This window comes from Marinomonas sp. TI.3.20, from assembly GCF_038155025.1.
GTDB classification, from domain to species: Bacteria; Pseudomonadota; Gammaproteobacteria; order Pseudomonadales; family Marinomonadaceae; genus Marinomonas; species Marinomonas flavescens.
The window spans coordinates 1-15,338 of the sequence record NZ_JBAKAS010000013.1; the positions used below are offsets into that span (position 1 = coordinate 1).

At 39.8% G+C, this 15,338-nt stretch carries 16 protein-coding genes; 4 read left to right on the top strand and 12 right to left on the bottom strand.

The genetic code is table 11. From position 1 onward, the window contains the following. The first annotated feature begins 103 nt into the window (after positions 1–103). Entirely contained in the window at positions 104–694 is a 591-nt protein-coding gene (locus V6259_RS13140; protein ID WP_341584909.1) for a uracil-DNA glycosylase family protein, read from the top strand. Here the strand turns inward: V6259_RS13140 and V6259_RS13145 are convergent. From V6259_RS13145 to V6259_RS13175, 7 genes are all read right to left on the bottom strand, one after another. Continuing rightward, positions 663–1,130 carry a GNAT family N-acetyltransferase gene (locus tag V6259_RS13145; RefSeq protein WP_341584910.1) on the bottom strand — a complete coding sequence of 156 codons (468 nt, stop codon included), beginning with the start codon at positions 1,128–1,130 and terminating at the stop codon, positions 663–665. The two genes, V6259_RS13140 and V6259_RS13145, sit on opposite strands and share 32 nt — an antisense overlap. A gap of 395 nt (positions 1,131–1,525) precedes the next feature. Continuing rightward, positions 1,526–1,729 (bottom strand): RSP_7527 family protein, encoded by a 204-nt coding sequence (locus V6259_RS13150; protein ID WP_133013361.1) that lies wholly within the window; start codon positions 1,727–1,729, stop codon positions 1,526–1,528. Positions 1,730–1,888: 159 nt separating this feature from the next. Beyond that, positions 1,889–2,545: a 5,6-dimethylbenzimidazole synthase gene (gene bluB, locus V6259_RS13155; protein WP_341584911.1), complete on the bottom strand. Its 657-nt coding sequence runs from the start codon at positions 2,543–2,545 to the stop codon at positions 1,889–1,891. 205 nt (positions 2,546–2,750) lie between these two features. Continuing rightward, positions 2,751–3,314 carry an acetate uptake transporter gene (locus V6259_RS13160; protein ID WP_133013363.1) on the bottom strand — a complete coding sequence of 188 codons (564 nt, stop codon included), beginning with the start codon at positions 3,312–3,314 and terminating at the stop codon, positions 2,751–2,753. A 430-nt stretch (positions 3,315–3,744) separates the two neighbouring features. After that, complete coding sequence (locus V6259_RS13165; RefSeq protein ID WP_341584912.1) at positions 3,745–4,260, bottom strand: hypothetical protein; 516 nt, start codon at positions 4,258–4,260, stop codon at positions 3,745–3,747. A gap of 105 nt (positions 4,261–4,365) precedes the next feature. Continuing rightward, positions 4,366–6,132 carry a sodium:solute symporter family protein gene (locus V6259_RS13170; protein ID WP_133013365.1) on the bottom strand — a complete coding sequence of 589 codons (1,767 nt, stop codon included), beginning with the start codon at positions 6,130–6,132 and terminating at the stop codon, positions 4,366–4,368. Positions 6,133–6,138: 6 nt separating this feature from the next. Then, positions 6,139–6,399 (bottom strand): DUF4212 domain-containing protein, encoded by a 261-nt coding sequence (locus tag V6259_RS13175; protein WP_133013366.1) that lies wholly within the window; start codon positions 6,397–6,399, stop codon positions 6,139–6,141. A 168-nt stretch (positions 6,400–6,567) separates the two neighbouring features. Here V6259_RS13175 and V6259_RS13180 point away from each other — a divergent pair, with 168 nt between their 5' ends. The 3 genes from V6259_RS13180 to V6259_RS13190 all read left to right on the top strand — a co-directional run bounded on the left by V6259_RS13180 (position 6,568) and on the right by V6259_RS13190 (position 8,149). Continuing rightward, positions 6,568–6,807, top strand: a complete 240-nt coding sequence (locus V6259_RS13180) for a DUF6500 family protein (RefSeq protein WP_133013367.1) — start codon at positions 6,568–6,570, stop codon at positions 6,805–6,807. 309 nt (positions 6,808–7,116) lie between these two features. Then, positions 7,117–7,635: a GNAT family N-acetyltransferase gene (locus tag V6259_RS13185; protein WP_341584913.1), complete on the top strand. Its 519-nt coding sequence runs from the start codon at positions 7,117–7,119 to the stop codon at positions 7,633–7,635. Positions 7,636–7,699: 64 nt separating this feature from the next. Beyond that, positions 7,700–8,149, top strand: a complete 450-nt coding sequence (locus V6259_RS13190; protein ID WP_341584914.1) for an MOSC domain-containing protein — start codon at positions 7,700–7,702, stop codon at positions 8,147–8,149. Between the two features lie 6 nt (positions 8,150–8,155). Here the strand turns inward: V6259_RS13190 and V6259_RS13195 are convergent, their stop codons facing one another. From V6259_RS13195 to V6259_RS13215, 5 genes are all read right to left on the bottom strand, one after another. Beyond that, the gene (locus V6259_RS13195) at positions 8,156–9,874 is read right to left on the bottom strand and encodes a sensor domain-containing diguanylate cyclase (RefSeq protein WP_341584915.1); all 1,719 of its coding nucleotides are present in this window, start codon (positions 9,872–9,874) and stop codon (positions 8,156–8,158) included. Positions 9,875–9,928: 54 nt separating this feature from the next. Beyond that, complete coding sequence (locus V6259_RS13200) at positions 9,929–10,945, bottom strand: amino acid ABC transporter substrate-binding protein (RefSeq protein WP_341584916.1); 1,017 nt, start codon at positions 10,943–10,945, stop codon at positions 9,929–9,931. Positions 10,946–11,290: 345 nt separating this feature from the next. Further along, the gene (locus V6259_RS13205; RefSeq protein ID WP_341584917.1) at positions 11,291–12,970 is read right to left on the bottom strand and encodes an aminotransferase class V-fold PLP-dependent enzyme; all 1,680 of its coding nucleotides are present in this window, start codon (positions 12,968–12,970) and stop codon (positions 11,291–11,293) included. 127 nt (positions 12,971–13,097) lie between these two features. Beyond that, complete coding sequence (locus V6259_RS13210; RefSeq protein ID WP_341584918.1) at positions 13,098–13,571, bottom strand: Lrp/AsnC family transcriptional regulator; 474 nt, start codon at positions 13,569–13,571, stop codon at positions 13,098–13,100. A gap of 616 nt (positions 13,572–14,187) precedes the next feature. After that, the gene (locus tag V6259_RS13215) at positions 14,188–15,336 is read right to left on the bottom strand and encodes an alpha-hydroxy acid oxidase (RefSeq protein WP_133013374.1); all 1,149 of its coding nucleotides are present in this window, start codon (positions 15,334–15,336) and stop codon (positions 14,188–14,190) included. Positions 15,337–15,338 lie beyond the last annotated feature (2 nt).

The window sequence follows — 15,338 nt, forward strand, 5'->3', positions numbered from 1 at the left end:
CCCACAAATGAGGGTCACATTAAGTTGATCAGAAGCCGTAAACATGAGTCTTTTATTCCAATTTAAAAAATGAAAGACTTTATGGTTTTTGGAAGAGACTGCTATGTGGGGTTTAGCCGACGCTCACATATTAGCCTGCGAAGCCTGTGCCTCTTTTTTACCCTTACCCCCTAAACCAATTCTACAAATTCATCCAGATGCCAAAATTCTAATCGCAGGACAGGCTCCTGGTCGAAGAGCCCATGAGTCAGGGTTGCCCTTTGACGATCCTAGTGGTGATAGGCTTAGAGACTGGCTCGGTATTTCAAAAGACGTTTTTTATGATGAAACAAAAGTAGCATTAGTTCCAATGGGGTTTTGTTTTCCGGGAACGGGAAAGTCTGGAGATTTGCCACCAAGAAAAGAATGTGCCGATCTTTGGCGCGCTAAGCTTCTTTGTCAGCTGACAAAAATAAAACTAACCGTTGTGCTTGGTACTTATGCACAGGCGTACCATTTGAAAACAACAGGTAAAATGTCAGTAACAGAGCAAGTGAAAGCCTCAGAGTTTTGGCTCGAACAAGGTAAAATTGCCTTGCCCCATCCTAGTCCGCGAAACAATCGTTGGCTTAAGCAAAATCCATGGTTTTCTACAGAGATACTACCGGAGCTCAAAGTGCGCGTTAATTCGTTGCTTCAGGATCCCGAGTCATAAGGTAATGTTCTATTCCATCTTCTATATAAGGGGCGGAAACCGTAATAAAACCATGTGACTGATAGAATTTTTCAAGATGCGATTGTGCGCCAATTTTTATCGGTATATTTGGCCATAGCTTGAGTGTCTCTTGCACTGCATTCTTCATGAGTATGTGTCCTATTTTATCTTTACGATTGTCCTGCTCAACAACAACTCGCCCTATACTGGTATGAGCTGGGTAGCAATCCTCTTTTGCCAAGAGCCTGGCGTAAGCAATGATATGGTTGTCTTTCAGAGCATACAGGTGTCGAGTATTAGGAAGCGTGTCTAGGCCATCTAATTCAGGAAAAGGGCAGTTCTGTTCAACCACAAAGACATTACAGCGCAGCTTTAGTAAGTCATATAAAATGAAAGTGGATAGCGCGTTAAACGGCTGACAATGCCATGTGATCATTATTATTACCTATGATTTTTTTGTTAGCTTATTATGCCTAGGAAGTCTCTTTATGAATATGATAGAGAATGAAAAAAGGGCTATAGACGTCACCGTTGCAACCTATATACCTGAAAAATATCAATATTTCTAGCATACGAGTGGTATAGGAATTTGCTTTTACTGGATGAAATTTTACTTTGAAATTAATGACGTTTCGAATTTTTTAATAAAGCGAAAGCAAGATAGGGTAAGAGCTGTGTTGTTTCTTTATGAAGAAATAAAGAAGCACAAAAAGATAAGCATAGAGGCTTTTTTAATTATAGGACCATTCCCGGATGGAGTAAGCCAAATGTCTTCTTTTAGAAAAGAAGGCGCTTACTCAATGGTATGTTTGGTTTACTGAGCTGAACAGATTAAGCGTGCTGAGCAGAAGACGATACAAATGCAGACTTAATTTTAATCGCTACTTTTTTAACGGCTTTTACAGCAGAAGAAATACTAGCAACAATGTATTCGGCACGTTCAGCACGAGCAATCATTTCGTATTTTTCAGCTTCACTTAGATAAGGTGTGTTTACTTTTGTTAGCATAGTAGCAATAGATTGTGTGTTTTTCATGATGTATTCCTTGTTAGTTGTTTACTTTCAAAACCATCAAAACAAACTCCGTTTCGATGGTTATATAGTAGAAAGTATCGCTAAGGAAGACAAACGAGAAAATATACACTAGAAGATGAATAAAACTAACCAATTAGTCAATATTGAAAATAATAAGCATTATGTGCTTTTATCGCCTGTCCAAGATTCAAAATGAATTGCTTTTTTTGCATCTCGTCTTGGAAGCCAACCGAAGCGTTCTAAGTCCGGTTTTGTCTGAAATTTATCCACATAGCCAACGCATAAATAGGCAATCACATCAATGCTATCGGGGATATTTAATGCTTTCTTAATAACCTCATCGTGAACAATACTTACCCAGCCAACACCGATATTTTCAGCTCTGGCAGCCAGCCATAAGTTTTGCACAGCACAGACAGAACTAAACAAATCCATCTCAGGTTTTACCGTTCTTCCTAATACAACAGATCCCGTTCGACTGCGATCACAAGTGATACAAATACCTAAGGGCGCTTCTTCTATGCCCTCTAGTTTTAGATTTTTATATTGTTCTTTGCGATTGCCTTGAAACATTTCTGCAGATTGAGCGTGAGCATCTAGAAAGCCTTGTTTGATTTTGCTTTTAGTCTCTGAACTTTTGATAATAATGAAGTCCCAAGGCTGCATAAAACCGACACTAGGGGCATGATGAGCTGCCAGTAAAATACGCTCTAATACATCATCTGGAATGGGCGTATTAATAAATTCACTACGGACGTCACGGCGAGAAAAGATAGTTTTATACACCGCATCCCGTTCTTCTTGAGATATTTTCATAATCGCCTTTTGGATCTATTCTAAAGGTGGGCATTATGACGTTGAATTTACGGGGAGGCTAACGCGTGGATAACATTAAGAGATGAATTTTGTTCATCTCTTATAAAGCCCACATCAGAAAATGTGGGCTTTATATCTTTTTAAAGTAAGTTATAAACTGTTTGATGTGTATGTGGCGATTGTGACGCTAATGTTTAAGGTATTTCTATTGACCGTAAACTTCGTCTATTACTTGTTTTAGACCGGCATAAATCGCAGAAGCACCACATAGAATCCCTTCATAACCAGCGATATGTTGGATAGTGGTATTGCCTGTGTAATCACCAAGAGCGAGCAAGAAAAATAAGATAGCTAATGTTGAGAATACGATTTGCAGTGGTTTATTAATACGTAATGTGGCGATAAATAAAATACTTGTAAAAATGCCCCAAAGAATGAAATAGGCAACCATAGACGATCCTTTAGGGCCGTCCCAAAGTCCCATTTTTGGTAAAAGAAGCAGTCCGACTAAAGTTAACCAGAAAAATCCATAAGAAGTAAAAGCAGTCGTTCCGAAAGTATTTCCCTTTTTCCACTCCATAATGCCTGCAATAACTTGCGCCATCCCACCGTAGAAAATGCCCATGGCTAAAATCATAGAACCTAATGGAAATAGGCCAGAGTTATGAAAATTTAACAATACTGTCGTCATACCGAAGGCCACTAGGCCAAGGGGAGCTGGGTTTGCTGTTAGATCAACTTGTTTGATTAACGTTGTTTGGTTTTCCATAGATACCTTCTTATTATATTTATTTTAGGAGTTACATTTCGATCTAGAAGTATTTTTATCATGACTAGATCTCGTCATCCCGTGAGTTCTTATGTTCAGGAATGAACTGCCAAAGACTATAATGTTGGCTGAGGTAGTGAGTACAGTCCGACTTTAGTCGAATATAAAGATGACATTAACCTCTATTTTATTGAACATAGTACTACTGGAAGTAGATTGTTTTTTTTGATTAAGGCTAAGAAAACAGCGCTGAGGCAAGGGATTACTGAATTGAAGGGTATATTTTGGCGAACTGAAGTAATGCTATTTTATTTTATTTGTTAGAATTAAATAAATAAGAAATGACGGTTAAATTAATTTATTTCCCTATTTTTTGCTCAATTTTCTGATCTGATAAGACTAAGAGATGAAGCTACTCCACCTCTTATCATTAACCTGCCTTTTGACACACTGCCGTGAGTAGGGGATCATTTTCGTTAAGCGGATACCAATGACTGTCTTGTAGATGTGAAGGATTAAAAGACTCAGTGAAATCTGTTCGAGCATCTTTTACACAATCGACTATTTGAGGCACTCGTTTTGCTAAGTGTCGACGCTCGAAAAAATATAGGTCTACTAACACAAGATCTGGATCTATTTTATTTTGGGCTGAATTAGTGACATCAGCAGCAATAAAACGCATGGTTTGTGGATATATATAGCTCCAAGGACGCCATGGGGCTTCCTCTTGAACCGTTTTTACAACGACTAAACCTGTAGGCAACATGCTTTTTTGGTGATCGTACCAGCTGTATTCACCTTGTACTTGAAAACCTAACATTGCAAGACCTGCAAACGTTGGGACCAGCCATTTAGGGGCTTTTTTCTTAGATAATGTACGAATAAAAAGGGCGATGCCTGCGCCTCCTATTCCTGCAAATACCGTTGCTATTAATTCCCAAAACATAATTATTTCTCTTTAATTATTGTGTGTTTTGTATTCAATCGAGAATAAATCAAAATAGAAAGATCGAGTACCATTATGACACTCGATCTTTCTTATCCATCAATATTAGTGATCGACTGCCTTACCCGCACCTTGTGGATAACGCACACTTTCTACTAGATCTTGGATTGCTTTTGGCGGTGCTTCTGTCATAGAAGATACCAAGAAAGCAACAGAGAAGTTAATAACAGCTCCAATTGCGCCAAATGACAATGGTGAAATACCGAATAACCAGTTGTCTGGTGTATTGGCAAAAGAGGCCGTACCTGGAATAAATAACCAACCTAGGAATAGGAAAATATACACCAAGGTAGAAATCAAACCAGCCAACATGCCCGCTACAGCACCCTTACTATTTACTCGTTTAGAGAATATTCCCATCATTAGTGCTGGGAATATAGAGGCCGCAGCGATACCAAAGGCGAGAGCCACAACCTGAGCTGCAAAGCCAGGCGGGTTTAGACCTAAGTAGGTAGCAACCACGATAGCGACAAACATGGCCATCCTCGCGGCGAGCAGCTCTCCTTTATCGCTAATATTGGGGTTAATGGTTCCTTTTATTAAGTCATGACTGATCGCGGACGATATGGCGAGTAGCAAGCCTGCAGCAGTTGAGAGTGCGGCAGCAAGACCCCCAGCAGCAATAAGACCAATGACCCAGCTTGGAAGGTTTGCAATTTCAGGGTTAGCCAATACAAGAATATCTCGGTTAACCACTAGTTCGTTACCTTTCCAGCCTCGTGCCGTCGCTTCTGCTTTAAACGCTGGAGTATCGTTATAAAGCTCAATACGACCATCAGCATTTTTGTCTTCAAATTTGATTAACCCTGTTGTTTCCCAGTTTTTAATCCAATCAGGACGTTCAGCGTACTCAATAGGTTGCGATGTAGGACCATCTGGATAGATAGTGCTCAATAGGTTTAATCGTGCCATAGAGGCAACAGCAGGCGCTGTTAGATAAAGTAAGGCAATGAATACCAATGCCCAACCAGCAGACCAACGAGCATCCGCTACTTTAGGAACTGTGAAGAAACGAATGATAACGTGTGGTAAACCTGCGGTACCTATCATCAATGACAGAGTAAATAGCACCATGTTTAACTTGTTATCAACATCCGCAGTATAATCTTGGAAGCCTAGTTCGCGCACAACCTCATCCAGTTTTTGCAACAAAGGCATACCAGATTCAGTGTGATTAGAGAAAAGGCCAATAGCTGGAATGAAGGTATCAGTAAGCTGCAAAGAGATAAATACAGCAGGAATAGTATAAGCGATGATTAACACCACATATTGAGCCACCTGAGTATAAGTAATCCCTTTCATGCCACCGAGTACCGCATAGAAGAATACAACGACAGCGGCAATCATTAATCCAGTATCGTTTTCAACTTCCAAAAATCGAGAGAAGGCAACGCCTGCGCCTGTCATTTGTCCAATAACATAAGTTACCGAAGCGATAATTAAACAGGCTACAGCGACTAGCCGTGCAGTACGGCTATAGAATCGATCACCGATGAAATCAGGAACGGTATACTTACCGAATTTACGTAAATAAGGCGCTAGTAACATGGCTAGTAAAACGTAACCACCAGTCCAGCCCATAAGGAATGTGGAGTTTGCGTAGCCACCGGCTGCAATTAACCCTGCCATTGAAATGAAAGAAGCAGCAGACATCCAATCAGCAGCGGTAGCCATACCGTTTAATACTGGATGAACGCCGCCGCCAGCAACGTAAAACTCTTTCGTTGAGCCAGCTCGCGCCCAAAAGGCTATGCCAAAATAGAGTGCGAATGAAGCGCCAACGAAAAGCAAGTTAATGGTAAATTGACTCATACTGACTTACTCCTCTAGGCCAAATTTTTCATCAAGCTTGTTCATTCTCCAAGCATAGAAGAAGGTCAAGATGATAAATACGAGAATGGAGCCTTGTTGAGCGAACCAAAATCCAAGGTCGGTTCCGCCAATATGAATTCCGCTGAGTAAAGGTCGAAAAAGAATGGCACACCCATAGGAAGCCAATGCCCATACGACCAAACAACCTAGGATAAGCCGTAGGTTGGCTTGCCAATATTGTTGTGCATTAAGATTTTGATCTGACACGGTAGATCTCCTTATTTATAATTATTTTTTCTACACCTAGTGAATTTAGCAGTGCTTTGTAAATAAAGAATCACTACTTTAGTCGAATAAGAAAAAATAATGCATAGATGTTAGCAAATGTAACAAAAGTGCAAAAAATAAGAGTCGAAAATTTAATAAGGAAAATTTATGGACCGTAATATTAAAGATAAGATGAGGCGTATTTGTGCAGAGAAAATCAATAAAAAAGGAGTAGAGGTTCAGGTTTCCTTTTATGCATTTTTTGCAAACAAGAACGATGATCCTGTGACCTTAATGCTGGTTGCTCGCTGGTGGATAGAAGAAAATCGATTTAATCACTTTGAAAAAGCCACCAAAATACGCGACATCCTTAGCGAGACAGACTTCACTTTCTCTACTTGCGATTAGTGCGACCTATGCAACCATGGATGAATTGCGCCAAATAAGGCTATTAATGCAAAGTTGGAGTGTAAATAGACTATAAATGAGTGCGATTCTTTATACTTAATAGACCCAGATGGGAAAAAATTAGAATAGCACTGTGACTCTTTGAAAAGTTGATTGGAATCCATTAAAAAATATCCTCATGATGATCTCGTTTGGCTGTTTTCGCGTAGATAATCTTACTCAGTACTTTCTTTGTTTCCCTCCACGACTTACGAAAGCATAAGTCGTTGGGTGTGCTAGGCATATGGTCAGATCATGAGGAGGTTGTTCATGAAAGGAAATAGATTTAAATGGCAATTTGCTGAATTTGATGAAGCGAGTGACATTAGCGATTTGCTAAACCTTGCATATCGAGGCTTAGACAATTGGACAGAAGAAACAACATTACTAGATGGAAAAAGAGCATCGCCCTCATTAGTAGAGCGTAGCATGAAGGAAAGCGGTACTTACTTTTTTGTTTGTCGAAATGATACCGCTTTGTTGGCCTGCATTAGGCTAACCCTTGTCGGTAACGAAGCTTACATTGGCTCGTTTGCCGTATTACCGACTTACCAAAGGTCGAGTATTGGAACGCACCTTTTGGCTGAGATTGAGCAGATTGCGACGAAAGAATACGGTGTCACTTTTTTCTCTTTACCTGTATTAACTGGGCAGAATACGCTAAAAAAATTCTATGAAAAATGTGGTTATCATAAAACAGGAAATACTGAGCCATATCCTGTTCATTTAAACATTGGCAAACCAAAAAGAAGTGATGTTACGATTGAATTTTATTTAAAGAAAGTGTGATTAGAATAGCGAGTAACACTCATTTTTCATGCACTTTACTCTCTGCTATTTAATAGGATACATCTTGATAAAAGCCATCTTTGTTGCCCCTAAAAATCGTTCTCTCCAGCTTTCTATTGAAGCGGTGAAGGTAGATGCTGGTAAAGGAATTGTAGGGGATAGAAACTACGCAAAACGTTACGAAGCCGGTTTGAATATTACTTTTGTTGAGTATGAAGAGATTGAGGCTTTTAATACCAATTTCGGTCAGAATATTGCCTTGTCTGATACGCGCCGAAACATAGTGACTCAAGGTGTGCGTCTTAATCAGTTGGTGGGTAAAGAGTTTTCAATTGGTGAGGTACGGTTTTACGGGGTTGAAATGTGTGAACCATGCTCTGCTCTAGGAAGGTCGCTCGCAAATGGAACGCTTACTGCGCCCCAGGTTGTTAAAGCATGGTTGAATCGAGGTGGATTAAGAGCCAACGTGTTAACCACAGGTATTCTAAAAATCGGTATGTCATTGGTGAGATAATAGGATTTAGCTAAGCTCTGGAGGTGATCCCAAAATGATGACTGATTCTGATACTTGATCACGACCGTTATGTTTTGCTTGGTATAACGCTTGGTCAGCTAATTGTATTAATTTATCTAAATCATCTCCTTTTTTAGGGTTGTGACTGGCTATACCGAGGCTTAAAGTCACTCTGCCTTTTTGTGAACCTTCATGAATAATGTTCGTTTCTTTTACCTTTTTACTTAATTGATTAGCGAATACGAGTGCGTCGTATTGTTTTGTATTGGGTAATAAAACGATAAACTCTTCGCCGCCATAACGTGCAACCATGCCTTTCGCATGATCAACTTCATCCTTAAAAATTTGCGACACTTGAAAAAGACATTTATCACCAGCTTGATGCCCGTAGCGATCGTTAAATAACTTAAACCAATCCAAGTCGATCATGATTAAGCTTACATCATAATTTCTTAAAATTGCTTTTTCCCAATAGCTTGTTAAGTACTGAAAAAAATGTCGCCGATTAGATATTTGAGTTAAATCATCGGTGTGACTTAGGGTCTGCAGGGATTGGTTTAATTCTATTAATTTTGCGTTGGTATTCTCAACTTCTTTTCTTGCTTCAATAGACGTTCTTTTTGCCACTTCTGTCGCTTCAACAAAAATGGAAAAAGCTTTCCCCATTGCTGCTATTTCATCACTTCCTGTTTGTGGAATCGGCACTATTAAGCCATTAACGTGTTTTAGCATGACTGAGTTTAAACGATGAAGCCGATAGATTAGATAATGCTGGATGAACCAATATGCGAAAGCCGTTAACACCAAAAATGCGATACTGAAAAGCACGATATTAATAATGACCTGACGAATTAATGCATCGTGTTTCTGTGTGGCTTTAGATGTCGCATTTTTTAGCAGCATGTAGAAGTCAAAAGAAGTAGCGCTTAACCGCTGGGCATATTGCCTTGTTTGTCTAATCGCAGAAAGTGTCGCCAAATGCTGGCTTTGAAAGCGCTGTCGAATTGAAAAGGCTTGCTCACTAGTCTGCTGTAAATCATTAAGAAGAGATGATTGTGATGGTGATAATTTGTTCATGTAATACATGTTCGCCATGAGGGCGCTAAGATTATTTTTTTGGCGTTGTAGCTCTCCACGGCTAGTTGAGTTCTGGACAAGAACAGTAATATTAATGGCTTTTAAAAACAAATTAGAAAAAAATTGCTGCTGTGGTGCGAGATCTTCTCCGGTTGGAATAGCGACTTGTAAATTACGCAATGATTTAGAGATAAATTTCTGCTGTAGAGCAAGGTTCTGTTCCTTAAGCAGGTAGGAATCAAGTATTTTAAGGGTTTTGAAGTAGGGCTTTGTCATGTCGTCAATGTCATTAAGAATGGCTTGTTCTTTAGGCGTGTTGGCGTAGAGCTTACTCCTAATAGACTCGAATACTTTTCCCGGAGTGTTACTTAAAGACTGATAGTAGACATTGCTATAATCTTGAATGATCATTTTTTCTAAGGCTTGAGATGCTATTTGTTCAGCGTCTCTAGACAGTTCAGCTGCATGTATAGCGCGTTCAAAATGAATGTTACTAAGGTTTTTAAATTCTTGTGCTTGCTGCCAGAGCACACAAATGCTGTAAGCTGTGGTAATAAGATAAAAACAGAGCACACAAAGAAGCACCAAATTTAGACGAAAACCTAATTGCTTTCTTGGGTCTAATTTTACGGTGGTAGTACTTATCATTCATTGTCTCCCTACCACTTTCTGTAACTATGACATACAGCTTGTTGTATTAATTTATTTAAACGGTGGTGCGAATAAAACACCTCCGTTTTTCCATAATGCAGTTAGGCCTCTATTCGCCTCTATTGGAGAGAGTGCCCCTAAATTACGCTCAAATATTTGCGAGTAGTTGCCAACGGATTTGATGATACGATAGCCCCAATTTTTATCTAAACCAAGTACCTCACCAATATTTCCTGTAATACCCAATAAATTTGTCACTTCTACGTCATTACTATGGCTTCGAATGGCGTCAACATTCTCAGAGGTTATGCCCTTATCTTCTGCCAAAATTGTGGCCAAAATAACAGCACGAATGATACGGTTCCACTGTGAGTCATCATCTCGAACCGTTGGGCTTATTGGCTCTCGTGAAAGGTTTGTGGGTAGGATTAAGTACTCATCTTTACGATCCGTATTATTTTCTAAAGTGATTAATAAATTCATCTTGTCTGCGCTGTAAGCGTCACAGGCACTACTTCGAAAAAACTGATCTCCTTTTGAATAGATGATACGAGTTTTAAACCGCTTTGCTGCGAGAAAATCTTCAAGATTTCGTTGAGATGTTGTGTTATTGGTGGCACAAATGGATTTACCGTCTAAATCCGCAATTGAATGGATGCCTGAGCTTTTTCGTACTAGAAAACCCTGAGTATCAAAAAAATAAATAGCAGGGAAGCTAACATGGTAAGTGCTCTCTCGGCCTAACGTCCATGTTGAACTGTACATCACTACATCAGTCGCTTTATCAATAAGGCTGGTAAAGCGTGTTTTTGAACGAACTTCGACGTAATTTACATAATTTGGGTTTTTAAGAACGGCGGCTGCAACGGCGCGGCAAAAGTCGACGTAAAAACCTTGCCAATGTCCTTTGATAGAAATTGCACTTCTTCCAGGGTCATCAGGATAGACTCCGCAATTTAAGTCCCCACGATCAAGAACACTTTTCAATGTCGATGCGTGGCTGCTTATACTGGCAGCAACTATCAGTAAAATAAAAGAAAATAAGGTTTTAGGGTGCCTAAAATACATAAAATTATCCCGATAAATATCCGTATATTTGTGAGATTTGCCTATTGTTATGTACTGTAGAGTGTTTTTATGTAAACAAGTTCGGGGTATAGGAAGAACTTTATCAACTTTTTATGTCATTCATTGAATAAAAAAAATATAACGGTGTACTGTAATCGTATGTTGTAAATCACACTGAGAAGAATGATTGCTATTCTTATATATGGTTATTTTATCAGTATTTAAAGAAATTAAAGATGAGAATTAATGAAAGGAGTTTGCTCTACGCCAATGTATTTTGTCATTGGTGCAACATAAAAAGCGCTGCAGCCAATGACAAAATAAGAAAATACTATCTAATAGTCACTAGAGAATATCTTCTACCAAAACGAAATCTCGAATATCATTGTATCGCGTATTAAAGGGTTGATTTTGTTTGATATATACGTTGTTTTGACAGTTTGTCATAATATTTTGAGCCTCTTCGAAATAGGCTTTTTTAAATGTGCTTGCTTTACTAGATATATTTTTTTCTGTTGGAATAGTAGGGCAGTCAAAAAGGTTGTTGAGAGCAAGGCAAGCTGTTTCTTGACCTTGAAAACGCCATAAATCAGTAGCTTGGTCATAAGCGTAATAAGGCAGAATAGTAAGGCCATTTTTTGCTATAAAATCAATGGCATCAAGAATAAAATCCACATCAGATTGATTCAAAAAGTAGTTAAGGTTAAAGCGTACCCAGCCTGGCTTAACGAGTTTCTCTCCATGAGAAAGAGCCTCTTGAATGCGAAGCGAACGCTGATGATTAATTCCTAATAGTTTATGGCCATAAGGTCCGGCGCAAGAACAGCCGCCTCGTACTTGAATGCCAAATAAATCATTCAATAGCGCTGTTACAAAACCATGATGTAGGTAGCCGTAATCTGTGCGGATACGAAAAGCGGTAATGGATAACCTTGGCGCTGTTGCGTGACCTAATCGCTCTATGGCGGAATTTTTTGCCCAGCGTTGATTGGTCTGCTGAACCCAGATATGTTCGCGTTCTTCGATGGTTTTCCCCCCAACACTTTGCTTAACTTGGAATACCAAGCCCGCTCGAATGGATTCTGTAATGGCTGGGGTACCGCCTTCTTCTCGACGTTCGCCTATGGGTAAAAAGGTGTGGTCATCCGGTGTCACAAACGACACAGTTCCACCACCGATCGTACTAGGAGTTGTATTTTGTATGATGGCACGTTTTACGATCAAAACACCTGGTGTACCTGGGCCACCAACGAGCTTATGGGTTGAAAAGAAAAGAGCGTCTTTATGCGCCTTTTTATTGTCTATAGGGTTCATATCGATGTCGATATAGGGAGCCGCCGCCGCAAAATCCCAAAAAGACAGGGCGTTATACTGGTGCAATAGAGAAGTGATGGCGTCTTGATCGCACAATATGCCAGTCACATTGGAAGCGGCACTAAAACTACCAATCAGTCGTTTCCCTTGGTGCTTTCTGAGATTATTTTCCAATGAATTTAAACAAACACCACCTTCTGATGATTCATCAATACGAATGACATTAGCACCTAACTCGCGCCATGGGAGTTCATTGGAATGGTGTTCATAGGGGCCAATGAATACGTAGGTGTTCGCTTTCTCGTCTTTCGTTAAAGTGCGTAAATCAAGCTGCGTGATAAGGGTGTTAATAGCACTGGTAGCGCCACTGCCACAAAAGAGAACAAGGTCTTCTTCGTCACTAGCATGAGTTGCTTGGCGAATTTGTTGTCTTGCTTGCTCACGAAATGCTGTAGTTTGTTGGCCTGTCGCATTGGCTTCCGTGTGAGTGTTTGCGTAAAAGGGCAGTACGTAATTGAGCATAGCGTCTTCGATAAACTGAAGGCTACGACCGGAAGCTGTGTAGTCTGCGTAGGTTAATGTACGTAGACCAAACGGTGTTTTTATCTGAGTATCTTTGCCAATAATACTTTCATGAATTCGGTCGATTAGAGCGTTTTTAATGTTTTCTACATTGGTCTGTGTGCAAGAGGTCTGGTCGGTACTCAGCATTCGTTTTTCCTCGGTATCGTTATTATGCCAGCGCGACGTGTGTTCACTTCTCTACTCCTACCAATTCGAAAACCTACCAATTTAAAAGTAAGTACTTACTTTATGTTTGTAAGCTATCTTTTAGACATTACTTACTTGTCTGTAAGGGTAGCGGTAACTCCGTGGTGTACTTGATTTGTTCCATCGCGAAGTTTGAGGTGACATCGGTCAACGCTGTTGCACTAATTAATCGTTTATAAAATCGGTCATAAGCAGGTATGTCTTTTACCAGTACTCGCATTAAATAATCGTAGTCTCCTGCCATTCGGTAAAATTCAACAATTTCAGGGAATTCAGCCACTACCTTGGCAAATTCCATTGCCCAATTGGCATCATGTTGATTGGTTTTGACTTGAACAAAAACCGATACACCCAATTCCAATTTATCTGCGTCTAATAAAGCAACATGACGCTTTATATAACCTGCTTTTTCAAGCTTTTGAATGCGTCGCCAGCACGGTGTTTTAGAAAGCCCAACGTGCTTCGCTATTAGATCTACGGAGATACTATCATCGTGTTGAATTAAGGCAAGTAGTTGCATATCTATGTTGTCTAAGTGCATTTTGTTCTCTTTTATTTGTTTATATTGGAAATTTATTTCTAATGATGGCGTTTAATTTTAATGTGCGCAACTCTGTTTTAAAGATAGGTCATTTTAAGAAATGAAAAACTTAGAAAAATATTTAAAATAAATATTTTTCTAAATTCAAAGCACTAAATAGTAACGAAAAATCTATTTTTTTAGACTGTTTGAAAGGGGATTATGTAAGGTATTGGTCAGTGTTATTGTTTCATTTATCGGTTGTTTTTCTATATTTTAAATATTTCTATTAGGTTTCAGTTGCGTGAATCTTTGATGACATTTCTGTTTTTACGTATCTGATTTATAGAAAAAGCTTTAGTCTAACCCTTCATTCAAGTGTATCCCTCAACCATAAAAGGAAAGATGTATGTCTAATAAAGAAGTGAAATCAATCAAAAAAGAAATCAAAGTACGTAAAGAAAAAGTGGCTAAACAAAAAAGCAAAATTGATAAACTAAAAAAATCTTTAAAGAAAAAAGCGTAATATAGCGTTATCGCTCATTGTGAAAAATGCGATGAACAAGTGGAACCTTTAGTTCCACTTGTTCGCACTTAGTATCTGAATTTAGCTTTCGATTTGGAGCCTATTTTAAGGCTAAGATCGAAACCTTAAATTGTCTCTAGAAAGTTGGCTCACCGACGTTTTTCCCATTAATTTCATATCCCGTTCTAGTTCGGCTTTCATAAGGCCTAATGCTCTTTCCACTCCAGGTTGCCCTGCTGCCGCGAGAGGGTAAAGATACATTCTGCCAATACCAACGGCTTTAGCCCCCAGTGACAATGCCTTTAAAACATGAGTTCCGCGCTGTACGCCACTGTCGAAAATGACATCTATTTCATCACCAACTTCATCCACTATTTCAGCAAGCTGATCAAAAGAGCTTCGAGATCCATCGAGTTGGCGACCACCATGATTGGAAATGATAATTCCTGTGCAACCAATCTCTACCGCCTTACGGGCATCTTCTCGACTCATAATGCCTTTTAAGCAAAATTCGCCATCCCAAAACTTCACCATCTCAGCCACGTCATCCCAGTTCATTGATGGATCGAGCATATTGGTAAAGTAATCACCGATGGAGGTCGCGCCAGAGCCCATGTCTATGTGTTCATCCAGTTGCGGTAAACGGAACTTTTCATGGGTGACATAATTGATGCCCCACATGGGTTTCAGCGCAAACTGCAGCATCCCTGAGAGTGTTAAACGAAAGGGAATGGAAAAACCAGTACGCAGATCTCGTTCACGATTACCACCGGTGATCGAATCTACCGTCAACATCATGACCTGAACGCCGGCGGTTTTTGCTCGCTCCATCATGGCGCGGTTTAAACCTCGGTCCTTATGGAAGTAAAACTGGTAAACCTGCGGTGTATCAACTTGCTTCGCGATTTCTTCCATACTGACGGTACCGAGGGAAGACACGCCAAACATGGTGCCGTATTTTTCAGCGGCGCCTGCTACGGCACGTTCGCCTTGATGGTGGAATAAACGTTGTAATGCAGTGGGAGAGCAGTACACCGGCATGGCCAATTTTTGGCCCATCACGGTGACGGACAAATCAATGTCTTTTACCCCAGTTAGGACGCTAGGCACCAGGTCGCAGGTTTCAAAAGCGGCGGTATTGCGTCGATAAGTCGATTCATCATCAGAGCCGCCATCAATATAATTGAAAATTGGACTTGGCAGGCGTTTTTTGGCCAGCGTTCGAAAATCCTGAAAGTTATGGCAGTCCTTGAGTCGCATTA